The following is a 23,424-nucleotide window of genomic DNA, read 5'->3' as shown; positions in this document are numbered from 1 at the left end:
CTCTGGCTCCATATAAATGGTCCGTATTGTTCTACTTTGAATCTGCAGTTCGGCTTCACGACTATAAAAAAAAGAGGATTTCGAATGTCACGCGCCTATGACTTCGTCGTTGTCGGTGCCGGTTCCGCCGGTTGTGTGCTGGCAAATCGACTCAGCGAAAACGGACGATACAGCGTTTGCTTACTCGAGGCTGGGCCTGCGGATCGATATCCGTGGATCCACATCCCGATAGGTTACGCCAAGACCATGTTTCACCCCGTCTACAACTGGGGCTTCTACACCGATCCAGACCCCGGCATGAACGACCGGCGCATCTACTGGCCGCGCGGCAAGGTGTTCGGTGGCTGCAGCTCGATCAACGGTCTTATCTTCATTCGTGGCCAGCGCGCCGATTACGATGCCTGGGCCAGCGCCGGAAACCAAGGCTGGGGCTGGGACGATGTATTGCCCTACTTTCGCCGCGCCGAGTGCAACGACCTTGGCGCTGGCCCTACCCGAGGTACCGAAGGCCCCTTATCGGCTTCCAGCATCAAGGCGCGGCACCCGCTCACCGAAGGTTTCATCGACGCCGCCAAGGAACTCGGCGTACCGCACATCCAGGACTTCAACACCGGTGACCAGGAAGGCGTCGGCTACTACCAGCTGACCACGCGCAAGGGTTTGCGCTGCAGCACCGCGGTGGCCTACCTGAAACCGGCCAAGCGGCGTGCGAACCTGACCATTGAGGCGCTCGCCCAGGCCGAAAAAGTGCTGTTCGACGGCACTCGCGCAGTCGGAGTTCAGTACCGCAAGAACGGTCAGTCGCTGACCGTACGCGCTAACCGCGAAGTGATTCTCAGCGCCGGTGCGTTGCAATCACCGCAGTTACTGCAATTGTCTGGCGTCGGCCCTGCCGAGCTGCTGAAACAATTCAATATTCGACCGGTGCGGGTGCTGCCCGGCGTCGGCGAGAACCTGCAGGACCATCTGCAGATTCGCCTGATCTATGAATGCAGCCAACCGATCACCACCAACGACGACCTGCGTTCGCCGCTACGCAAATTGCGCATGGGCCTGCAATGGCTGCTGACCCGCAGCGGGCCGCTGGCCATCGGTATCAATCAGGGCGGACTGTTCACCCGAGTGCTGGAGCAAAGCAGCACGCCGGATATTCAGTACCACTTCGGCACCCTCAGCGCCGACTCGGCCGGCGGCAGCGTGCATCCCTTCTCGGGATTCACCATGTCGGTGTGCCAATTGCGGCCCGAGAGCCGTGGCTATGTGCGCATCACCTCCACCGATCCCTTGCAGCCGCCGTCGATGCAGCCGAATTACCTGTCGACCGAACTGGACCGCAAAACGGTGATTGCAGCGGTGCGCTACACCCGCAAGCTGGCCGAGACCGGGCCGCTCAAGCGCCTGATTCGCCGCGAGTACCGCCCGGGTAGCGAGCAGCAGAGCGACGAGCAGATTCTCGAGTTTTGCCGCCAGTACGGGGCGACCATCTTTCACCCGTCCGGCACCTGCAAGATGGGCAACGATCCGCTCGCGGTGGTCGACTCGCGCCTGCGCGTGCATGGCGTGCAGGGACTGCGGGTGGTCGACTGCTCGATCATGCCGACCCTGGTCTCGGGCAACACCAACGTCCCCGTGGTGATGATCGCCGAGAAGGCCTCGACGATGATTCTCGAGGACTGCCTGCAACCCAGCGCCCACACACAGCAGCCCATAGAGGCGCCGGCGTTGGCACTGAGCACGCTCGCCTCCTGATGGAACCCTAAAGAGAGCGCGCCACACACGCTCCCCCTCCATACAAAGACAACAATAGGAATACTGACATGTCCACGCCCAACCCCGTGCGCAAGGTCGTTATCGCAAGCGTCATAGGCGCCACCATCGAGTGGTATGACTTCTTCCTCTACGGCGTCGTCGCCGGCATCGTGTTCAACCAGCTGTACTTCCCCAGCGATGATCCACTGGTATCGACCATGCTGGCGTATGGCACCTTCGCCGTAGGCTTTCTCAGCCGCCCCATCGGCGGGGTGATTTTCGGTCACTTCGGCGACAAGATTGGTCGCAAGAGCATGCTGGTCATGACCATGATGATCATGGGCGTGGCCACCTTCCTCATCGGCCTGGTACCCAGTTACGACAGCATCGGTATCTGGGCGCCGATCCTTCTCCTGCTGCTGCGTATATTCCAGGGCATCGGTCTGGGTGGCGAATGGGGCGGCGCGGTGCTGATGGCCTTCGAGTACGCGCCGAAACACCAGCGCGGCTTCTACGCCAGCCTGCCGCAGATCGGCCTGGCCATCGGTTTGTGTCTGGCCTCCGGTGTGGTGGCGATTCTGTCCTACAGCCTGACCGACACCCAGTTCCTCGAGTGGGGCTGGCGCATCGCCTTCCTGCTCAGCGCAGGCCTGGTCTTCGTCGGCACCTGGATTCGCCTGAACGTGATGGAGAGCCCCGAGTTCGCCAAGGTCAAGGAAGCCAACGCCGAGGCCGCCATTCCCTTCGTCGACATGATGAAGCGCTACCCGAAAAACGTACTCGCCGGCATGGGTGCACGCTACATCGACGGGGTGTTCTTCAATGTGTTCGGCGTGTTCTCGCTCAGCTACCTGACACAGACACTGAACTTGCCGCGCTCCGAGGCATTGATCGGGGTAATGGCGGCGGCAGTGGTGATGTGTTTCACCATCCCGATGTTCGGCGCCCTGTCCGATCGTATCGGCCGTAGCCGCGTGTACTTCTGGGGCTCGCTGATCACCGCCCTTTCTGCCTTCCCTGCCTTCTGGCTGATGATGACCAGCAACGGCGACATGTTCATGATCTGGATGGCGATCGTGATTCCGTTCGGCATTTTCTACGCCGCGGTCTATGGCCCGGAGGCGGCGCTGTTCTGCGAGCTGTTCGACGCCAAGGTGCGCTACACCGGGATATCCTTCGTTTATCAATTCTCCGGTATCTTCGCCAGCGGCCTGACCCCGATAATCGCCACCGCGTTGATGCGCAGCAGTGATGGGCAACCCTGGAGCACCTGTTTCTACGTATTGTTCGCCGGCGCCGTCAGTGCTTACTGCGCCTGGTGGATCGGCAAGCGCAAAGGTGAACAGATGACCAACGAGGTCAACGTTGGCGCTAACGCCGCGACCTCCTAAGCCCCAGCCTGCAACACTCAGCCCTGCGCACGGCCTCCCCCGGACGCAGGGCTTTTTTGTTGCGCGCTGGCCCATCCAGCCTCAACCCGCCTCAACCCGCCCCAACCCGCCCCAACCCAGCGAGCCATAGACGCTGACCGGCAAGGCCCTTAGCTACGTCTGCGCCCTAGCCCGGTCAAGGCCAACAACCTGCCACGCCCTAAGCACTCAGCCTGCGGCAGTCTTGTCATTTGCCAAGGCTTAGGGCAGGGTCGAAACGATGGATATCTCTGCCACAGGAGTCACTCATGTCGAAGCTATTTCCCAGTATCGATCCCGAGGGTCTGGTCGAATACTCGGTGGTCTACACCGACCGCTCGCTCAACCATATGTCGCAGTCGTTCCAAGGGGTGATGAACGACATCTCCAGCACCCTGAAGCAGGTCTACAACGCCCAGGCCGTGGCGGTGGTCCCCGGTAGTGGCACCTTTGGTATGGAGGCGGTGGCGCGGCAGTTCGCCAGCGCCCAGCACTGCCTGGTGATCCGCAACGGCTGGTTCAGTTATCGCTGGAGCCAGATCCTCGAGATGGGCAACATCCCGGCCGCCACCACAGTGCTCAAAGCCCGGCCAATAGAGGCCGGCCGCCAAGCCGCCTTCGCCCCGCCACCGCTCGCCGAAGTACTGGCGAGCATTCGGGCGGAGAAGCCGCAGATCGTCTTCGCCCCGCATGTTGAAACCTCATCGGGGATGATCCTGCCCGATGATTACCTGCGCGCCGTGGCCGACGCCGTGCATGCAGTCGGTGGCCTGTTCGTACTGGACTGCATCGCCTCGGGCACGCTGTGGGTCGACATGCAGGCATGCGGCATCGATCTGCTGATCAGTGCGCCACAGAAAGGCTGGAGTGCATCGCCTTGCTGCGCCCTGGTGATGTTCAGCGCCTTGGCGCTGGAGCGCATCGAGCAGACCCAAAGCAGCAGCTTCGCCTGCGACCTGAAGAAATGGCTGCAGATCATGCAGGCCTACGAACAGGGCGGACATGCCTACCACGCGACCATGCCCAGCGATGCTCTGGCGCGGTTTCGCGATGTAATGAAAGAGACCGAAGCCTACGGCTTCGACAAGGTCCGCGGCGAACAGCAGGAACTCGGCGACCGGGTGCGTGCGTTGTTGACCGGCAAGGGCATCAAGAGCGTGGCCGCGGCCGGCTTTCAGGCCCCCGGCGTGGTGGTCAGCTACACCGACGATGCAGAGATCAAGAGCGGCAAGAAATTCGCCGCGCAGGGCCTGCAGATCGCCGCCGGAGTGCCGCTGCAATGTGACGAGCCAGCCGACTTCCAGACCTTTCGCATCGGTCTGTTCGGCCTCGACAAGCTGCACAATATCGAGCGCACGGTGAGCACACTGGAACAGGCGCTGGAGCAGATAGCGCGCGACTGAGCCGCCAACCGCCAACCCTGCCGCTCCGGATCTGCCATAGCGCAAATGCAGACCGGCAGGCCGCCCTACTCCGCGGTTATCGACCGAGCGCCTGACGCTGCTGCGCGGCGGTGAGGGTATTGCGCAGCAAACAGGCGACCGTCATCGGACCGATGCCACCGGGTACCGGAGTCAGCGCGCCGGCGACGGTGGACGCCGCGGCAAAGTCGACATCGCCGACCAGGCGCGCCTGCCCCTGCGCATCCTCGATGCGGTTGATGCCGACATCCAATACCGTCGCTCCGGGCTTGATGTGCTCGGCGCCGATCATCCCGGGCCGACCCACCGCCACCACCAGAATATCGGCCTGGCGGCACTCCTCGACCAGGTTACGGCTACGCGAATGCACCGTGGTCACCGTGCAGTGGGCATTCAACAGCAACTGGGCCATCGGCTTGCCGACGATATTGGAACGCCCGACCACCACCGCCTTGAGCCCCACGAGGTCGCCGAGGCGGTCCTGCAACAGCAGCAGACAGCCCAACGGCGTACAGGGCACCAGTCCCGGCTGACCGCCACTCAGGCGACCGACGTTGTAAGGGTGAAAACCGTCGACATCCTTGGCCGGGTCAATCGCTTCGATCACCGCTGTCTCGTTGATTGGCGCCGGCAGCGGCAGCTGCACCAGAATGGCGTCGACACTGTCATCGCGATTCAGCGAGTCAATCAGGGCGAGCAGTTCGGCCTCGCTGGTATTCGCCTCAAGCAGGTGGGGAAAGGACGTGATGCCCACCTCGGCCGCCTGGCGCATCTTGGTCCGCACATACACCTGGCTGGCCGAATCGTTACCGACCAGCACCACTGCCAGTCCTGGCTGACGGCCGCGCGCCTGGCTAAACACGCTGGCATCGGACGCCACCTCGGCCCGCAGTTTCTCGGCGAAAACCTTGCCATCGATCCGCTCGGCCTGGGGCAAATCGTGCTGGGTGTCTTCTACCAGTTTGCTCATCAATACTCGTCCTCGATGTTGGAAAACCATGGTAGGCCACTCACCTTGAACGACCGGGTGAAGCCTGGGCAGCAACCGCCGGCGCCAGGATTTTGCACTGGACCCGCTGTGCCAGCGCCTTAGCCGTGCAGGTCGACAGTTAAAAAATGGTCGTACAGATTACCGCACTGACGGCGACGAGCTACGCCGGATTGAACCGCGACGCGACCCGCGGTATCCCGTTGTTGCCGATACCCTGGCAGATGCCTGCTGACGGCACCTTGAAAATCCGGCCAAAGAACCAGGCCAGTACTCGGAGGTCTAACCGAGGGATGCGCCCCCTGCACCAACCCCATGACAAGGACAAGGAGATTGACCGATGGTTACTCATTACAAGGTCGCGGGACAGCTTGCCTGCGGCACTCACGGCAGCAACCTCGCCTCCAGCACCAAACTGACGCGGGTAAAATGCCGTAACTGCCGCAACACAGATGTTTATAAGGAGGCAAAAAAAGCAGAGCGAAACGCCGCACGCAGAGCCGCGCGTCGAGCCAAGGCTGCTCATGTCTCGAATGACTGGCGCGCAGCCTGGCAGGAGAGACTCACCGGCCTGCCCGGGCTACAGCGACTCCCCAGAGGCTTCGGCGGCCAGCCCTACGTCTAGCAGGCCGTTGAAAAACTACTGTGCTCGGCTATGCGGCGTTGAAAGCGGCCTCAAAATGCTCATTTACACCACGTAAACTGCGCTTTTTCGGCCGATTTCGCCTTGCCTAGCCTTCGCTCGCTACATTTTTCAACGGCCTGCTAGCCATAATAAAAGAGCACTGCTCGCTCCGCCTGCATTCGCGGGGCGTTGAACAATGCAACGAGTGAAAGCAAAGCGAAATCGGCCGCCACTCGGCGAAGTGGAGTCACCGCCACTGGGCGAGCGTAGCGAGGCAAAGCGCACGACTGCATTGGATGCAAGAGGTAGGCGAAGCAGGATGCCCGAGCCGAGTCCACGGTGTGTAAAAGAGCGTTTTGTTCGTTTCGCTTTTGGATGGCCGAGTTCAACAGCGCATCGCCGAGTGCAGTGGCTTTTCAACGGTTTGTTAGTGCTAAACCCCACGACAGGCAAAAATGGCTCTCTCACCAGCCAATCCTGGGCCGTCATGATAACGGCCGAGATTAATTCTGGTCAGAGAGCCATCTGCGTTGAGCTGAGCGGATCTCGGCAGCCGCGCCATCCAGTGGCACCGGCTGCTTACTTAGTTTTGCTGATCACGCGTCGTAGTGCCCTCTCGGCCGCTGGTTCTGCGGATCGAAGGCCGGCGCCTTGATCACCCGGGCCGCGCGGCGTTGACCGAGGATCAGCACGCTGAGTTCGGCCCCCACCGCGGCCTGATCGGCTTGCACATAGGCAAACGCCAGACTCTTCTGCACGCAGTGTCCGTAGCCACCGGAGCTGACCACGCCGACCACCTTGTCACCGGCCAACACCGGTTCGAAGTTGAAGGCATCCGCCCCCTCGGCGTCGACTTCCAGATACGCCAGCTGAACTTTCACCCCTTGTTCACGCTGTTGCTGCAGCGCCTCGCGCCCGACAAAGTTGCGTTCATCAGTCTTGACGAAGAAACCCAGCTTGGCCTCCAGCGGGGTGTTTTCACAGGTCAGCTCATGGCCCCACATCGGGTAGGCCTTCTCCAGACGCAGCGAGTCCATCGCCCGCGTGCCGAAGTTACGCATGCCGAACTCGGCGCCCGCCTCGACCAGCGCATCGTACAAGCCGAGCTGGAACTCGATCGGGTGGTGCAGTTCCCAGCCCAGCTCACCCACGTAGTTGACCCGCAGTGCCCGTACCGGGGCGCCAGCCACCGATATTTCCTGAGCGCTGAGCCATGGGAAGGCCTCGTTGCCCAGGTTGGTAGCAGTCAGCTTGCGCAACACCTCGCGGGCCTTGGGCCCTGCCACGACCAGGGTACCGAAGCGTGCAGTCAGATCGTCCAGGCGAACCGAACCATCGGCCGGCAAGCGGCGACGCAGCTCATCCCAGTCATGCACCTGGGCGGCGGCGGCGCTGATCAGGTAGAAACGATCGGCAGCCAGACGGGTGATGGTGAACTCGCCGAGGATTCGCCCCGTGGCGGAAACCATGTACGTCAGGGCAATACCGCCCACTTCGGCAGGCAGACGATTGGTCGACAGCTGATCCAGATAGGCAACGGCCCCTGTACCCGACACTTCAAACTTGGCGAAGGCCGACAGGTCCAGCAGGCCGACCTTCTCGCGCACCGCGCGGCATTCCTCACCGACCGTTTCGAACCAGTTGCTGCGGCTGTAGCTCAGCTCGTCGCGCGGTTCCATGCCCACCGGGGCGAACCAGTTGGCACGTTCCCAGCCGAATCGGGCGCCGAACACCGCACCGTTTTCTTTCAGGCGGCTGTAGATCGGCGTGGTTTTGGCGGGACGCGCCGCCGGGCGGTTCTCGTACTCATAGGGCAGGCCGTTGGCGTACTCGTGGGCATACACCTCGGTGGCCTTGGCCACGGTATAGCGCGCGTTGGCATAGTCGCCGAAACGGCGCGGGTCCAACTCATTGAGATCAATTTCCGGATGCCCGTCGAGAATCCATTGCGCCATGAAGTAGCCGGCGCCGCCGCCCTGGACAATGCCGAAGTTGAAACCGGAGCAGACGAAGTAGTTATCGAAACCGGCCACCGGGCCGATCAGCGGATGACCGTCCGGGGTATAGGTGATCGGCCCGTTGATGACGGTCTGCACGCCGGCTTTCGCCAGCAGCGGGATCTGCTCCATGGCGATGGCGATGATGTCTTCGAGACGGTCGAGCGACGGCTCGAACAGCTCCTGGCCGAAATTCGGCGGCACGCCATCGGTCCAGCACGGCAGGCCGCCCGGCTCGTATGGGCCGAGGATGAAGCCGTTGCGCTCCTGGCGCAGGTAATAGGACACATCCGGGTCGCGCACCATGGGCAGCTCGAGGCCACAGTCGGCGACTTCCTGCAGACCTTCGGTCACCAGGTACTGATGCTCCATCGAGGCGATCGGCAGCTGGTGACCGATCATTGCGGCGACTTCATTTGCGCGGAAACCCGCAGCATTGACGATGGTTTCTGCGGTGATGGTGCCGCTAGCCGTTTCTACTTGCCAGAATCCGTCGGCCGTACGCGTGATCGCGCTGACCGGACTGTTGCGGTAGATCTGCGCGCCCAGATCACGCGCGCCCTTGGCCATCGCGTTGGTCACGCTGGTGGGATCGATATGCCCGTCGTCCGGATCCCACAAGCCGCCCACGATGTCGTGACTCTCGAGGAACGGGTGGTACTGCTGCAGCTCTTCCGGCTTCAACAGCTTGAAATCGAGCCCGCAGGAGTCGGCCATGCCGGCAACCCGCTGGAACTCCTCGAAACGCTCCTGGGTATGTGCCAGGCGCAAAGCGCCGGTCTTGTGGTGCCCGACCGCTTGACCGGTTTCGGCCTCCAGGCGCTGATACAGGGCGATGCTGTACTGCTGCAGGCGCATCACGTTGAGGCTGGTACTGAAGTGCGGCAGGTTACCTGCGGCGTGCCAGGTGGAACCGGCCGTCAACTCGCTACGCTCCACCAGGGCGATATTCTCGCAGCCCCTTTTGGCCAGATGATAGAGCGTGCTCACCCCGGCAATGCCACCGCCGATCACCAATACCTTTGCATGAGTCATCATGTATTTATTCTCCGGAAACAGGTCTCACGAAATCAGTTGAATTCGGTTTTTTAGCTGCGGCCCTTGCTCTTCCAAGGAATCAGCTTTTTCTCCAGGCTACGCATGCACATATCGATCGTGAAACCGACCACGCCCATCAGAATCACCCCCATCAGGACGATGTCGGTGTTCAGATAACGGCTGGCGTTGAGCACCATCCAGCCCACGCCCGAGGTGGCGGCAACCATTTCGGCAGCGACCAGGGTTCCCCAGCAAACGCCCATGGCGACGCGCATGCCGGTGAAGATTTCCGGCAAGGCATTGATCAGGATGACGTGGCGCAGAATCTGCCAGCGGCTGGCGCCCAGCGAGTAGGCCGCATGAATTTTCTCGATGGCCACGCTGGCGACGCCGGCGCGGGCGCTGATCACGATGATCGAAAAGGTTGCCAGGAACAGCAGCAGCACCTTGCCGCTATCGCCAATCCCCATCCAGATGATCACCAGCGGCACATACGCCAGCGGCGGCACCGGACGATAGAACTCGATCAGCGGGTCCATCCAGCCCTTGATGACCTTGTTCAGGCCCATGCCGAGACCGACCGGAATGCCGAACAGGCAACCCAGGCCGAAGCCCGCCAGCACGCGATACAGGCTGATGCCCAAGTGCTCAGCCAGGGTAAAACCCTTGTAGCCCTCGGTCGCAATCACGACAAACTTGGTCCACACCGCTTCCGGGCTCGGCCAGAACAACGGCGAGACGATCTCGGCCATGGACACAAACTGCCAGATCAGGGCCGTCACCAACACGGACACCACCCCCCAGATGGCGCCACCCTGGACGGCAGCCGGGTCGCCGAAGGTGACCGTCTTGCGCTGGGCCAGGCCGTCGGTGTTCCACAGCCGGTACAGGAAAAACATGCGTTTCTTGCTTACATTGGCTTCAGACATGATTCATACCCCTGCTGGCGAGAGCTGCTCTTCCATCGACCAGATCATCTCGAGCACCTCCTCGCGGACCGCGATGAACTCGCGACTGGACTTGATCTCACGCGGATTGGCATCCCGCCCCGCGGCGGCGAACGGCAATTGAAATTCCTTGACGATATGCCCCGGTCGCGGGGCCATCACCACCAGGCGCGAGCCGAGGAAGATCGCCTCCTCCACGCTGTGGGTGATCACGAACACCATCTTGCGGGTTTCCTGCCAGAGCTTGAGCACCAGGGTCTGCATCTTTTCCCGGGTCAGCGCATCCAGTGCGCCGAGCGGCTCGTCCATCAGGATCACGTCAGGGTTATTGGCCAGGCAGCGGGCCAGTGCCACGCGCTGTTGCATGCCCCCGGACAGGTTGTAGATTGGCGTATCGCGAAAACCGTTCAGGCCAACCAATCCGAGCAGTTCTTCGACCTTTTCAGCGCATTTCTGCGCTTCGACACCCGCCATGCGGGGGCCGAAACTGATGTTCTCGCCAACGGTCAGCCACTCGAACAGTGCGCCGTGCTGGAACACCATGCCGCGATCCTGGCCAGGCCCGGTAATTTCGCGACCGTCGATCAATACGTGGCCCGCCGTCGGGCTGAGAAAGCCGGCGATAATATTCAGCAGCGTGCTCTTGCCGCAGCCGGATGGACCCAGGACGGTGACGATGTCCTCCTGGCTCATGGAAAAATTGATATTTTCGAGCGCTCTAACCGGCTGGCCATCGCTGCCGTCGTAGGTCATCGACACGCCCTTTACACGCAATTCACTCACAGCCTTTCCCCTTACAGACGAATGTCATGGAACCCCTAGGTAGGGCAGGTCGCCGGGTTTGACCCCGCTGTCACGCGGCCAAGCCCAGTCGCCAGGTGCACTAAGGTGCGGTGGTGTTGCGGTAGTAATCGGCTTTGACGTAAGGGCTGTAGTCGTCCAACGCCTTGTCCATCTCGCCGTTGGCAACCATCACATCGGCCACGCCCTTGAGGAAGGCCGGGACATCCTTGCCCATCCAGGCATCGCTGAGTTGCTCGTCGCGCTTGGGAAAGCCGAACTTGGCCATGATCGAGCGCGTCTGTTCTTCGGAAATCCCCGCCCGCTTGCTGATGATGCCAATCGACTGATCTTTATTGGCCTGATAGAAGTCGGTGGACTGGTCCACCGTGGCGAGGAACGCGGACACTTTTTCAGGGTTCTTGTTGGCAAACTCGCGGTTCACCACAATCACATCGAATACCTTGAGACCCCAGGACTCCTGCTCCTTGGCAGAGATCAGCAACCGACCATTTTCCAGCATTCTCGACAAGGCGGGCTCCCAGCCACAGCCCATGTCCACATCGCCACGGCTCATGGCGGCGGCGATATCTGGCGGCGCCATGTCGACGACCTTCATGGTGCCGACATCGACACCGATGTTCTCGAAGGTCTTCAGCATCTTGTAATGCGATACGGTGCCGAACGGCACGCCGACGGTCTTGCCCTTGAGGTCGAGCGGCGAATCGATGCCACTCTCATCGCGCACCACACAGTTGTCATTTTCCGAATAGGTCACCGCGACACCGACCAGGTCCAGCGGAGCACCCTTCGTGACTGCTATCACAAACGGAATAACGCCCATCGAATAGGCGACCTTGACGTCGCCCGAGAGCATCGCCGCAGCCATTGCGGAGCCGGTGTCGAACTCACGGAACTGCACATCCATGCCTACTGCTTTATTGAACCAGCCCTTTTCCTCGCCGACCTGGTGGGTGGTTGGCCAGCCAGGGAAGTAGGCGACCGTTAGGTCATCGGCCTGAGCGTACGTGCCCATCATCAACGCCATCGCAGAGCCCATCAGGGCCTTGCGCAGCCCCCGACCGAGAGCGCTGCTCGAATTACGGTGGTAGGTCATCACATGTTCCTCACTGCTTATATTGTTCTATCAGAGAGTTCAGAGCGGCAATGGAACTGCACAGCCATACCGCCTGAAAGGAGATTACCAGAACAAAAATAACTTTTAAGTGAAAATTATCAATTTTATTTCACTTAAAAGATTATTTCTTAGAATGTTTTATTTATGCGCATAAAAATCAAACACTTACCCCCCCATGGAACAGCCTTGCAATGGCTGAGCATCCAGGAACGTACCTGTGCGTTTGTCGTGGAGTGCTCGGACAGGAGTGCACCCAGCTCCTAGGCACGGATACGGGGAGCAGGCAATGCATGAGGGAATGGGGTGACACGCAGGTTGCATCTGCGGCTACAGGCGCAACCTGCGGAAAGGAGAAAATTGACAGTCAGGCCTGGCGGGGTCAGTCCGCGCAGCGAGGAGATAGGCTCAAAAGGCGCTGCCTGGTGCAGGCGCCACTCGCCGAGCAGGCCCTCGGCAGGGAGTCACTCTCGCGTATTCAGCCGCGAAGGAGAGTGGGCAAGAGGACGAGAGGTGCTCAGTATTCGACGCCGGTCATCACCCAGACCACGCGGGTCTCGGTATCACCCGGGTTAGAGATCAGGTGGGGTTCATCTCCGGTAATCGCAAAGCTGTCGCCGGGGCCGAGCAGGAAGGTTTGCTGGCCGATCTTCAGCTCCAGGGTCCCCGCCTCGACATAGCCGGCCTCCTCGCCCTTGCGCTGGCGAGGCTCCTTGCCGCCGCTCGCCCCGGGGGCGAGGCGCGTCATGATCAACAGCAACTGACCACTCAAGCGCGGCGACAACAGTTCTTCGCGTACCCCGATACCGGAAAAGGTCATCGAGCGCCGATGATCGGCACGCACGAGGTACTCGCGCTCTTCCAGAGGGGCTTCTTCATCACTCTGGAAAAACCAGCTGACCCTGACCCCCAAGATCCCACTGATGGCTTGCAGAACACCGATGGGTAGTGATGAAACACCACGCTCGACCTGACTCAGATAGCCGACGGACCTGTCTAGCTGTTCAGCCAGGGTGGCGAGGGTAATGCGCTTGGCTTTGCGCAGATCACGGATCTGTCGGCCAATCCGCAAACTCTCCGGATCGGTTCCATTGTCCTTTTTGGCTTGAGGATCTGACATGAGGAGTGCATTGCTCTTTGCGCCTTGAGAGGAGAAAAGCATAACAGAACCCTGGTTGACTTGAAAAAATCAGATTTTTTTCACTGATACCTGCTATTTGAGTTCCCGGTGAATTTTTCACTCAGTCGCAGACAGAGCACAGACCGAACGGGAAAAATGCCCTCCGCTCGGATGTGAGGGTGCATGAGCGGCATCCGTCAGGTTTGCCATCAGCCATGCACACCACCAATAGCGCGAACCGAACCCAGGGTTCAGGCAGATTCTGCCTGGCACAGTTGTGATTAAAAATCTACCTCAGCGCTCTTGTCATCCAGAATTTCCTGGTGCAGCATAGTGAAAAACATGTTTATTTTTTCACGGGAGTGTAATTTTTGAAAAATCCTATCTCTTCTGTTGATCCCGATGGCCTGCTTGAGTACTCGGTGGTCTACACAGATCGCTCGCTCAACCATATGTCCAAGTCGTTTCAGCGGGTGATGAACGACATTTCCAGCACCTTGAAAGAGGTCTATAACGCCCAGGCCGTAGCGATTGTGCCCGGTAGTGGCACCTTCGGCATGGAGGCAGTCGCACGTCAGCTGGCAAGCGAGCAACAGTGCCTGGTGATCCGCAATGGCTGGTTCAGTTATCGCTGGACGCAAATTCTCGAAATGGGCGCCATACCCGCGGCGACCACTGTGCTGAAAGCCCGCCCGGTGGCCGACCACCGTCAGGCCGCATTCACCCCGCCGCCGCTCGAAGAAGTGCTGGCCGCCATCGAGACGCAACGCCCCCAGGTGGTCTTCGCCCCTCATGTGGAAACTTCATCGGGGATGATCCTGCCCGATGATTACCTGCGCGCCGTGGCCGATGCCGTGCATGCCGTCGGCGGCCTGTTCGTGCTGGACTGCATCGCCTCCGGCACGCTGTGGGTCGACATGCAGGCCTGTGGCATCGATGTACTGATCAGCGCCCCGCAGAAAGGTTGGAGCGGCTCGCCCTGTTGCGCACTGGTCATGCTCAGCCAGGCAGCGCTCGAGCGGATTAACAGCACGCAGAGCAGCAGCTTTGCCTGCGACCTGAAGAAATGGCTGCAGATCATGCAAGCCTACGAACAGGGTGGTCATGCCTATCACGCCACCATGCCCTGTGATGCGCTGGCACGCTTTCGTGACGTGATGAAGGAAACCGAGGCCTACGGCTTCGAGGCCGTGCGTGCCGAACAGCTGGAACTGGGCCGTCTGGTGCGCTCACTGCTGGCCAGCAAAGATTTCAAGAGTGTCGCTGCGCCGGGCTTCGAGGCGCCCGGCGTGGTGGTTTGTTACACCGACGATGGCGATATCAAGAGCGGCAAGAAATTCGCCGCGCAGGGCTTACAGATCGCGGCCGGCGTCCCGCTGCAATGCGACGAGCCGAGCGACTTCCAGACTTTCCGTATCGGGCTGTTCGGGCTGGACAAGCTGAACAACATCGAACGCACCGTGAAAACCCTGGAGCAGGCCCTGGACATGGTGCTCTACGACTAAGCAGTAGTTTTCCACATCGAGACTGAGGTCAATAACAATGAAAATGGTACCCAGACTTACCCTGGCCGACGCCCAGGTCATCATGCAGGCCTGTGTGCGCAAGGCCAAAGAAATCAACGTTGATATGGATATCTCGATTACCGACGACGCCGGCCACATGATCATGTTCCAGCGCATGGACGGTGCGCGCATCACCAGCATCGACATCGCCATGGGCAAGTCCTTTACCGCCTCCGCCGCGCGCAAGTCGACCCGCTCCTATGGCGAAGTCAGTGTGCCCGGCAAGCCGGCCTTCGGCATCAACACCAGTAACCAGGGCCGTTTTTCCATCGTGGCCGGAGGCCTGCCGCTGTTTCTCCACGAGCACATCATCGGCGGCATCGGCTGCAGTTCGGGCACCCCCGACCAGGACGAGGTCGTCGCTCAGGCCGGTGTCGACGCCTTTCAGGCGTATGTCATCAACTGACCGTCCCCCCTTACCCCTTTAGCACGCCCGTCTTGAGCGCAGACCCCGGTCTCACTCAAGGCGCCGGACCTTTGCGCCTGAGCTAACCAGCCAGGCGCAGGAGAGACTCAAGCATGTTCAGCAAACACGACCAGATCCAGGGCTATGACGACGAACTGTTGGCGGCGATGAACGCCGAAGAGGCGCGTCAGGAGCATCACATCGAGCTGATCGCCTCGGAGAACTACACCAGTCAGCGGGTAATGGAAGCTCAGGGCAGCGGCCTGACCAACAAGTACGCCGAAGGCTATCCGGGCAAGCGTTATTACGGTGGTTGCGAGCACGTCGACGTGGTCGAGCAGCTGGCCATCGATCGCGCCAAGCAACTGTTCGGCGCCGATTTCGCCAACGTCCAGCCGCACTCCGGTTCCTCGGCCAACAGCGCCGTGTACCTGGCGCTGATCAACGCCGGTGACACTATCCTGGGCATGAGCCTGGCCCACGGCGGCCACCTGACCCACGGTTCCAAGGTCAGCTCGTCCNNGTGCTTCAAGGAAGCGCTGGAGCCAGGCTTCAAGGAGTACCAGGCGCAGGTGATCAAGAACGCCCAGGCCATGGCCAAGGTGTTCATCGATCGCGGCTTCGACGTTGTCTCCGGCGGTACCGATAACCACCTGTTCCTGGTCAGCCTGATCCGTCAGGGCCTGACCGGCAAAGACGCCGACGCCGCCCTCGGCCGCGCCGGTATCACGGTGAACAAGAACTCCGTACCGAATGACCCGCAGTCGCCGTTCGTCACCTCGGGCCTGCGTATCGGTACCCCGGCGATCACCACCCGCGGCTTCAAGCAAGGCCAATGCATCGAGTTGGCCGGCTGGATCTGCGACATCCTCGACCGTCTGGGCGATGAGGAAGTGGAGGCACGAGTCGCCACCCTGGCCGCCGACCTGTGCGCGGATTACCCGGTCTACGCCTGAGTATCCACTGAGCAAAGATGCCTGAAGAGCGTTGCGGCAGGCCTAGAACGCCTGTCGCACGCTCGCAAACTCAACACGTGAGAGCGGTATATGGCTATCAGTCTGTTCGATCTGTTCAAGGTGGGTATAGGGCCCTCCAGTTCCCACACCGTGGGACCGATGCGCGCGGCACAGATGTTTGCCCAACGGCTGAAGAACGACACACTCCTCGAGCGGGTCGCGCGCGTACGCACCGTGCTCTACGGTTCTCTCGGCGCCACCGGTAAAGGCCACGGCAGCGGTGCGGCGGTCCTGCTCGGGCTGGAGGGGCACGCCCCCGATCTGGTCGACCCGCAGATCATGGTGCCGCGCGCCGAGGCGATTCATGCCAGCGGACGCCTGTTACTGCTGGGTACCCAGGAGATCGCCTTCCAGGCCGAGCACGACCTGGTCTTTCATCGCAGCGAATCCCTGCCCTTTCATCCCAATGGCATGATTTGCACGGCTTTCGATGCGCATGGCGAGCCACTGTGCGAGAAGACCTACTACTCGGTCGGCGGTGGTTTTATCGTCGGCGAAGACACCGTCGGTGCCGGCGTCATACAGGCCGAGACAGTGCCACTGGTTCACGACTACAAGTCGGCGGATCAATTGCTGAAGATCTGCCAGGACACCGGCCTGTCGATCGCCGAGATCACCCTGGAGAACGAGAAGCTGTGGCGCAGCGAAGCACAGATCCGCAGCGAGATACTGGCGCTCTGGCAGGTCATGCAGGACTGCGTCGGGCAGGGCATCAAGAACGAGGGCATCCTCCCCGGCGGCTTGAAGGTCAAGCGTCGGGCCGCCGCCTGGCACCGGGACCTGAAGGACCGCAAACGCATGGACCTGATCACCCCGTCCCTCGGTGCCATGGACTGGGTCAATCTCTATGCCCTGGCGGTGAATGAAGAGAACGCGGCCGGCGGGCGTATCGTCACCGCACCGACCAACGGCGCCGCCGGGATCATTCCCGCCGTGTTGCACTACTACGTTAACTTCTGCCCGAACGCCGACGAGGATGGGGTCATCCGCTTCTTTCTCGCGGCGTCCGCAATCGGTTTTCTGTTCAAGGCCAAGGCCTCGATCTCCGGCGCCGAAGTGGGCTGCCAGGGCGAAGTCGGCTCTGCCTGCGCCATGGCGGCAGCGGGGTTGGCCGAGGCCGTCGGCGCCACCCCGCAGCAGGTGGAGAACGCCGCCGAGATCGGCATGGAGCACAACCTCGGCCTGACCTGCGACCCGGTCGGCGGCCTGGTACAGGTGCCGTGCATCGAGCGCAATGCCATGGCGGCGATGAAAGCCATCAATGCCGCCTCGATGGCATTGCGTGGCGACGGTCACCACTTCGTCTCCCTGGACAAGGTGATCAAAACCATGCGCGATACCGGCAAGGACATGCTCGACAAATACAAGGAGACCTCCCGTGGCGGTCTCGCGGTCAATGTCATCGAGTGCTGATCGGCGCACCGCCTGAACCCAAAGAGCACGGTCACCGATGGTCGTCCTACCGTAGCCCGGATGCAATCCGGGAAGCATCGGCAGTCGCACACCCCTTCCCCGGATTGCATCCGGGCTACAAGGCTGAGGGCCCCGAGCAGGGCTCTACACTCGGCCGACGCCACACAGGCTGGCTACCCGCACCTGGACGCCCCACCCCTGCGCCTCGCAATGCTGGCTGAGCAGTTGCCCCGGCGCAACGCGCCAAGCAGGCAAAAAAAAGCACGAACATAGAGACATGTTCGTGCCCGCAGAAAGAAGCCTGCCAGTTTGCAATCTCCCCAGCGCGCCCTGCAGCGCATGAGATTGCAGCACGGAGACGGGTTACGCAGCGCGTGCGCGCAATCTGTAACCGATACGACGCCGGACTTGCAGCAAACCGCCCATCAGCGGTTCGCCTGTAAGCCCGTGCATATCTACATGTTCGGGTAACTGGGACCACCACCGCCTTCCGGGGCTATCCAGCGAATGTTCTGGGCCGGGTCCTTGATGTCGCAGGTCTTGCAGTGCAGGCAGTTCTGCGCATTGATCTGCAAGCGCTTGCCGGCCTCCTCCTGGATCACTTCATACACCCCCGCCGGGCAGTATCGCTGGGCCGGTTCGTGGAAGCGCGGCAGGTTGTGCTGCATCGGCACGTCCGGGTCCAGCAGTTGCAGGTGGCAGGGCTGGTCTTCGACATGGTTGGTGTTGGAGAGGAACACCGAGGACAGTTTGTCGAAACTCAGCACGCCATCCGGTTTCGGATAGACGATTCGCGGACACAGCGCCGCCTGCTTCATCTGGGCATGGTCAGGCACATTGTCGCGCAGACGAATCGGCAGTTTGCCGCCGAACAGGTTCTGGTCGATGAAGTTGAAGGCGCCGCCGAGTACCTGGCCGAACTTGTGCAGCGCGGGACCGAAATTGCGACTGCTGTGCAGCTCCTCATACAACCAACTGGCCTTGAAGCGTTCGCTGTAGGCCAGCAACTCATTGCCGCCGCTGTCGCCTTGGCGCAGAGCCTCGAACACTGCCTCGGCCGCCAGCAGGCCCGACTTCATCGCCGTATGGGTGCCCTTGATCTTGGCGAAGTTCAGGGTCCCGGCATTACAGCCGATCAGCAGCCCGCCCGGGAAGGTCATTTTCGGCAGGGCATTGAAACCGCCCTTGGCGATGGCCCGCGCGCCGTAGGCAACGCGCTTGCCACCTTCCAGGTACTGGGCCAGCGCCGGATGGTGCTTGAGCCGCTGGAACTCATCGAACGGGCTGAGGTGCGGGTTTGAATAATTCAGGTCGACGATCAGACCGGCGACGACCTGATTGTTGTCACCGTGATAAAGGAAGAAGCCGCCCGAGGTGCCATCGCTGAGCGGCCAGCCTGTGCCATGCAACACCAGACCAGGGCTGTGCTTGCTCGGCTCGATGTCCCACAGTTCCTTGATACCCAGGCCGTAATGCTGGCAGTCGGCGTCCCGATCCAGCGCAAAGCGCTGATAGAGTTCCTTGCCCAGGTGACCGCGGCAACCCTCGGCGAACAGGGTGTACTTGGTATGCAACTCCATGCCCGGCATGTAGCTGTCGTTGGCCTCGCCGTTGCGGCCGACACCCATGTCGCCGGTGGCGATGCCCTTGACTGAACCATCCTCGCGGTAGAGCACTTCACTCGCCGCGAAACCCGGAAATATCTCGACGCCCAAGGCCTCGGCCTGTTCGGCCAGCCAGCGGCACAGGTTGCCCAGGCTGATGATGTAGTTACCCTCGTTGTGCAGGGTCTTGGGCACCATCCAGTTGGGCAGCTTCAGGGCACGCTGTTGATTGTGCAGCAGCAGGATCTGGTCTTGCGTCACCGGGGTGTTCAGCGGCGCGCCGCGCTCGGCCCAATCGGGAAACAGCTCATCCAGCGCACGGGTTTCCAGGATCGCACCCGAGAGGATATGGGCACCGACCTCGGAGCCCTTCTCGACCACACACACACTCAATTCCTGTCCTGCCGCCTCGGCCTGCTGCATCAGCTTGCAGGCAGCGCTCAGCCCCGCTGGGCCTGCGCCGACAATGACAACATCGAACTCCATTGATTCACGCGCAGTCTGGCTCACGGGGGATTCCTTATTGTTGTAGATACGAGAGGTCTGTACGGCTAATTGATTGACTCAGGCTCGGCTGAGCGAGGCGCAGGGGCAGGCCGCCGCTGCGTGTCATGGCGAGCCATGACACGCAGCGGAAACACTATCGTGGAGCCGCGGTCAGCGAAGTTGAGGAACTACTTGTTGCTGCGCTGCTTGGCTGCGGTCAGGGTATTGCGCAGCAGGCAGGCCACCGTCATCGGGCCGATACCGCCGGGCACCGGGGTCACCCCGCCGGCGAGATCCAGCGCGGCGGCGTAGTCGACATCGCCGACCAGGCGCGACTGCCCCTGCGCATCCTCGACCCGGTTGATCCCGACATCCAGCACAGTGGCGCCCGGCTTGATGTGCTCGGCACCGATCAGCCCCGGACGACCGACAGCCACTACCAGGATGTCGGCCTGACGGCATTCCTCGGCCATGTTGCGGCTGCGCGAGTGCACCGTGGTCACCGTACAACTGGCATTCAGGAGCAACTGCGCCATCGGCTTGCCGACGATGTTGGAGCGCCCGACCACGACGGCCTTCAGACCAGACAGATCACCGAGGCGGTCCTGCAACAGCAGCAGGCAACCCAGCGGGGTGCAGGGCACCATCACCGGCTTACCACCACTCAAGCGCCCGACGTTATAGGGGTGGAAGCCATCGACATCCTTGCCCGGGTCGATCGCCTCGAGCACTGCCGCCTCGCTGATACCCGCCGGCAACGGCAACTGCACCAGGATCCCATCGACGTTGTCATCGCGGTTGAGCGAGTCGATCAGGGCCAACAACTCGGCCTCGCCGGTGCCGACGTCCAGCAGGTGCGGGAAGGAGGCGATGCCCACCTCCGCGGCCTGACGCATCTTGGTCCGGACATACACCTGACTGGCCGGATCGCTGCCGACCAGCACCACCGCCAGGCCCGGTTGACGTCCCGTTTCAGCAGTAAAGCCAGCCGCTCCGACTGCCACTTCTTCACGCAGTTGCTCGGCGAAGGCCTTACCGTCGATACGCACGGCAGGAATGGCCTCGTGGTGGATTTTGGTTGCCAGATCGCTCATCGGTGCAAGTCCCCTATTTAGAAAACGACGGTGCGCAGCCCGTTCAGGAACACGCGGTGAGACACATGGTATTTCACGGCTCGGGCCAGAGCCTGGGCTTCCATGTCACGGCCGATCTGGGTCAGTCGCAACGCATCATGGGAGTGGTTCACCCGATCCACCATCTGCTCGATGATCGGACCTTCGTCGAGGTCGCCGGTGACGTAGTGCGCCGTCGCCCCGATCAGCTTCACGCCGCGGTCGTAGGCCTGGTAATAGGGTTTGGCACCCTTGAAGCCCGGCAGGAAGGAGTGGTGAATGTTGATGCAGCGACCGGCCAGTTGCTTGCTCAGCGAGTCGGACAACACCTGCATGTAGCGCGCCAGCACCACCAGCTCGGTGCCGGTGCTTTCGACGATTTCCAGCAAGCGGGCTTCCTGCTCCGGCTTGGTTTCCTTGGTCACCGGCAGGTGGATGTAGTCGATCCCCTCATGCTCGGCCATGCCACGCAGGTCTTCGTGGTTGGAGACGATGGCGGTGATGTCGATATGCAGCTCACCGGTGGCACGACGGTAGAGCAGGTCGCGCAGGCAATGGTCGTACTTCGACACCATGATCAGCACCTTGGCCCGCTCGGTGGTGTCGTGAATTTCCCAATCCATCTCGAAGCGCAGCGCGGTGACCTCGAAAGCCGCCTTCAACTGCTCGACGCTGAACGTGCGCTCGCCTTCGAAGACGAACTCGATGGTAGAGAAAAAGCGACCGGAATCCAGGTCGTCGAACTGGTGCAGTTCCTTGATGAAACAGCCGCGGTCGGCCATGAAGTTACCGATGGCGGCGACGATACCAACACGCCCAGGGCAGGAGACTTTGAGGATATACGAGGGTTTGTTCTTCATATCGATTCTCTTCTGACTCTCACTGTGTTGATTTAGAGGGCTGCTTCGAGCTGCGGCAGGATCTCGAACAGATCGCCGACGATGCCATAATCGGCCACTTGGAAGATCGGCGCATCGGCGTCCTTGTTGATCGCCACGATCAACTTGGAGTCTTTCATTCCGGCCAGGTGCTGAATCGCACCGGAAATACCCACGGCGATATACAGCTCCGGCGCCACCACCTTGCCGGTCTGACCGACCTGCAGGTCGTTCGCGGCAAAACCGGCATCCACCGCGGCGCGTGAAGCGCCGACCGCGGCGCCAATTTTACCAGCTACCGCCTCCAGCAGCGCAAAACTCGCCCCACTACCCATGCCGCGCCCACCCGAGATCACGATGCGCGCCGTGGCCAGCTCCGGTCCCTCAGCCTTCGCCTCGGTCCGGCTGACCGCACGCGCCTTGTGCTGCGGTGCGAGCGCCGGAATGCTCAACTGTTCGGCGGCGCCACCCGTCGTGGCAACTGCCTCGAACTTGGTGCTGCGTACGGTGATCACCTTGATCGGCTCACGGCAACGATAGGTCGCCAGTACGTTACCGGCATAGATCGGCCGCTCGAACGTCTCGGCATCGATCACCGCACTGATCTCGGAGAGCTGCGCCACATCCAGCAACGCGGCCACCCGTGGCATCAGGTTCTTGCCAAAGCTGTTAGCCGGTGCCAGCAGGTGGCTGTAGCCCTCGGCACAATCGCGCACCAGCGGCGCCATGTCTTCGGCCAGCGGTTGCTGGAACTGTTCGGCGTCGACCGTGATGACCCGGCGAACCCCGGCAATGGCCGCGGCAGCCTGGCTGACCGGGGCACACCCGTGCCCCATCACCAGCACGTCTATCTCACCGCCGATCTGCTGTGCAGCTCCGAGGGTGTTGAATGTGGCAGCTGCAATGGCAGCGTTGTCGTGTTCGACAATAACCAGGATGGACATTTTTCGACTCCTTAGAGCACTGCCGCTTCGGTTTTCAGTTTCGCCACCAGCTCGGCGGCAGTCGCAACCAACACCCCGCCCGCCTGACGCACGGGCGGCTCGACCGCCGACAGCAGTTCCAGGCGCGGGCTCAGGTCGACGCCCAGTTCCTCGGCAGTCACCTGCTCCAGGGGTTTCTTCTTGGCTTTCATGATCGACGGCAGCGAGGCAAAGCGCGGCTCGTTCAGACGCAGGTCGACACTGACCACCGCCGGTAGAGCCAAGGCGATGGTTTCCAAGCCACCATCGATCTCGCGCACCACTTCAACTTGCCCGTCTGCCACCTTCAGTTCAGAGGCGAAAGTGCCCTGGGGCCAGTCCAGCAGCGCGGCGAGCATCTGCCCGGTCTGATTGCAATCGTCATCGATCGCCTGCTTGCCGAGCATGACCAGTTGCGCGGCTTCCTTGGCCACCAGCGCCTTTAACGTCTTGGCCACCGCCAGCGGTTCGCTGAGCCCGGCATACGGCACCAGGATCGCCCGATCGGCACCCATGGCCAGCGCCTGGCGCAAGGTATCCTGGGCTTTTTCAGGGCCAATCGAGACCACCACCACCTCGCTGGCGATGCCGGCTTCCTTGAGCCGCACTGCCGCCTCGACGGCGATCTCGTCGAACGGGTTGATCGCCATCTTGAGGTTGTCCAGGTCCACCGCCGAGCCATCCGCCTTGACCCGGACCTTGACGTTGTGGTCGACCACCCGCTTCACGCCCACCAGAATTTTCATACGCTGTTCTCCTGCTCGAATGCTTGA

19 protein-coding genes are annotated in these 23,424 nt (G+C 61.4%); 8 read left to right on the top strand and 11 right to left on the bottom strand.

Going from position 1 to position 23,424, the window contains the following annotated elements; genetic code table 11:
* Positions 1–84 precede the first annotated feature (84 nt).
* From TMS3_RS08960 to TMS3_RS08950, 3 genes are all read left to right on the top strand, one after another.
* Positions 85–1,749 carry a GMC family oxidoreductase gene (locus tag TMS3_RS08960; RefSeq protein WP_025164932.1) on the top strand — a complete coding sequence of 555 codons (1,665 nt, stop codon included), beginning with the start codon at positions 85–87 and terminating at the stop codon, positions 1,747–1,749.
* Between the two features lie 68 nt (positions 1,750–1,817).
* Positions 1,818–3,140 (top strand): MFS transporter, encoded by a 1,323-nt coding sequence (locus TMS3_RS08955; RefSeq protein ID WP_025164931.1) that lies wholly within the window; start codon positions 1,818–1,820, stop codon positions 3,138–3,140.
* A gap of 287 nt (positions 3,141–3,427) precedes the next feature.
* Positions 3,428–4,561: an aminotransferase class V-fold PLP-dependent enzyme gene (locus TMS3_RS08950; protein WP_025164930.1), complete on the top strand. Its 1,134-nt coding sequence runs from the start codon at positions 3,428–3,430 to the stop codon at positions 4,559–4,561.
* Positions 4,562–4,637: 76 nt separating this feature from the next.
* Here the strand turns inward: TMS3_RS08950 and folD (TMS3_RS08945) are convergent, their stop codons facing one another.
* Positions 4,638–5,549, bottom strand: coding sequence for a bifunctional methylenetetrahydrofolate dehydrogenase/methenyltetrahydrofolate cyclohydrolase FolD (gene folD, locus TMS3_RS08945; protein ID WP_051394212.1), 912 nt, complete (start codon positions 5,547–5,549; stop codon positions 4,638–4,640).
* A gap of 358 nt (positions 5,550–5,907) precedes the next feature.
* Between folD (TMS3_RS08945) and TMS3_RS25595 the strand changes: the two genes are divergently transcribed.
* Positions 5,908–6,192, top strand: a complete 285-nt coding sequence (locus TMS3_RS25595; protein ID WP_025164928.1) for a hypothetical protein — start codon at positions 5,908–5,910, stop codon at positions 6,190–6,192.
* Positions 6,193–6,788: 596 nt separating this feature from the next.
* Here the strand turns inward: TMS3_RS25595 and TMS3_RS08935 are convergent.
* The 5 genes from TMS3_RS08935 to TMS3_RS08915 form a co-directional block, all read right to left on the bottom strand.
* A complete protein-coding gene (locus tag TMS3_RS08935) occupies positions 6,789–9,227 on the bottom strand; it encodes a GcvT family protein (protein WP_025164927.1) in 2,439 nt (812 codons plus the stop codon).
* A 50-nt stretch (positions 9,228–9,277) separates the two neighbouring features.
* On the bottom strand, positions 9,278–10,156 hold the full coding sequence (locus tag TMS3_RS08930) for an ABC transporter permease subunit (RefSeq protein ID WP_025164926.1): 879 nt from the start codon (positions 10,154–10,156) through the stop codon (positions 9,278–9,280).
* Between the two features lie 3 nt (positions 10,157–10,159).
* A complete protein-coding gene (locus TMS3_RS08925) occupies positions 10,160–10,927 on the bottom strand; it encodes a taurine ABC transporter ATP-binding protein (protein WP_043301846.1) in 768 nt (255 codons plus the stop codon).
* 130 nt (positions 10,928–11,057) lie between these two features.
* Positions 11,058–12,071: a taurine ABC transporter substrate-binding protein gene (locus TMS3_RS08920; protein ID WP_051394211.1), complete on the bottom strand. Its 1,014-nt coding sequence runs from the start codon at positions 12,069–12,071 to the stop codon at positions 11,058–11,060.
* A gap of 535 nt (positions 12,072–12,606) precedes the next feature.
* A complete protein-coding gene (locus tag TMS3_RS08915) occupies positions 12,607–13,209 on the bottom strand; it encodes a helix-turn-helix domain-containing protein (protein WP_025164923.1) in 603 nt (200 codons plus the stop codon).
* Between the two features lie 371 nt (positions 13,210–13,580).
* On the opposite strand from TMS3_RS08915, the gene TMS3_RS08910 reads away from it, so the two are divergent.
* From TMS3_RS08910 to TMS3_RS08895, 4 genes are all read left to right on the top strand, one after another.
* Positions 13,581–14,714 carry an aminotransferase class V-fold PLP-dependent enzyme gene (locus TMS3_RS08910; protein WP_025164922.1) on the top strand — a complete coding sequence of 378 codons (1,134 nt, stop codon included), beginning with the start codon at positions 13,581–13,583 and terminating at the stop codon, positions 14,712–14,714.
* A 37-nt stretch (positions 14,715–14,751) separates the two neighbouring features.
* Positions 14,752–15,180 carry a GlcG/HbpS family heme-binding protein gene (locus TMS3_RS08905; RefSeq protein WP_025164921.1) on the top strand — a complete coding sequence of 143 codons (429 nt, stop codon included), beginning with the start codon at positions 14,752–14,754 and terminating at the stop codon, positions 15,178–15,180.
* A 113-nt stretch (positions 15,181–15,293) separates the two neighbouring features.
* The gene (locus tag TMS3_RS08900) at positions 15,294–16,136 is read left to right on the top strand and encodes a PLP-dependent aminotransferase family protein (protein WP_025164920.1); all 843 of its coding nucleotides are present in this window, start codon (positions 15,294–15,296) and stop codon (positions 16,134–16,136) included.
* 90 nt (positions 16,137–16,226) lie between these two features.
* The gene (locus tag TMS3_RS08895; protein WP_025164919.1) at positions 16,227–17,609 is read left to right on the top strand and encodes an L-serine ammonia-lyase; all 1,383 of its coding nucleotides are present in this window, start codon (positions 16,227–16,229) and stop codon (positions 17,607–17,609) included.
* Between the two features lie 455 nt (positions 17,610–18,064).
* Here TMS3_RS08895 and TMS3_RS08890 read toward each other — a convergent pair whose 3' ends face one another.
* The 5 genes from TMS3_RS08890 to TMS3_RS08870 all read right to left on the bottom strand — a co-directional run bounded on the left by TMS3_RS08890 (position 18,065) and on the right by TMS3_RS08870 (position 23,397).
* Positions 18,065–19,699: an electron transfer flavoprotein-ubiquinone oxidoreductase gene (locus TMS3_RS08890; RefSeq protein WP_029866245.1), complete on the bottom strand. Its 1,635-nt coding sequence runs from the start codon at positions 19,697–19,699 to the stop codon at positions 18,065–18,067.
* A gap of 188 nt (positions 19,700–19,887) precedes the next feature.
* Positions 19,888–20,793: a bifunctional methylenetetrahydrofolate dehydrogenase/methenyltetrahydrofolate cyclohydrolase FolD gene (gene folD, locus TMS3_RS08885; protein WP_051394210.1), complete on the bottom strand. Its 906-nt coding sequence runs from the start codon at positions 20,791–20,793 to the stop codon at positions 19,888–19,890.
* A 17-nt stretch (positions 20,794–20,810) separates the two neighbouring features.
* Positions 20,811–21,671 (bottom strand): formyltetrahydrofolate deformylase, encoded by an 861-nt coding sequence (gene purU / locus TMS3_RS08880; protein WP_025164917.1) that lies wholly within the window; start codon positions 21,669–21,671, stop codon positions 20,811–20,813.
* A 32-nt stretch (positions 21,672–21,703) separates the two neighbouring features.
* The gene (locus TMS3_RS08875; protein ID WP_025164916.1) at positions 21,704–22,633 is read right to left on the bottom strand and encodes an electron transfer flavoprotein subunit alpha/FixB family protein; all 930 of its coding nucleotides are present in this window, start codon (positions 22,631–22,633) and stop codon (positions 21,704–21,706) included.
* Between the two features lie 11 nt (positions 22,634–22,644).
* Positions 22,645–23,397 (bottom strand): electron transfer flavoprotein subunit beta/FixA family protein, encoded by a 753-nt coding sequence (locus TMS3_RS08870; protein ID WP_025164915.1) that lies wholly within the window; start codon positions 23,395–23,397, stop codon positions 22,645–22,647.
* Positions 23,398–23,424: the final 27 nt, after the last annotated feature.

The sequence above is a fragment of the Pseudomonas taeanensis MS-3 genome (genome assembly GCF_000498575.2).
Taxonomy (GTDB): Bacteria; Pseudomonadota; Gammaproteobacteria; order Pseudomonadales; family Pseudomonadaceae; genus Aquipseudomonas; species Aquipseudomonas taeanensis.
Note: the sequence above shows the minus strand (reverse complement) of the source record. Positions and strands in the feature narration are given on the sequence as shown.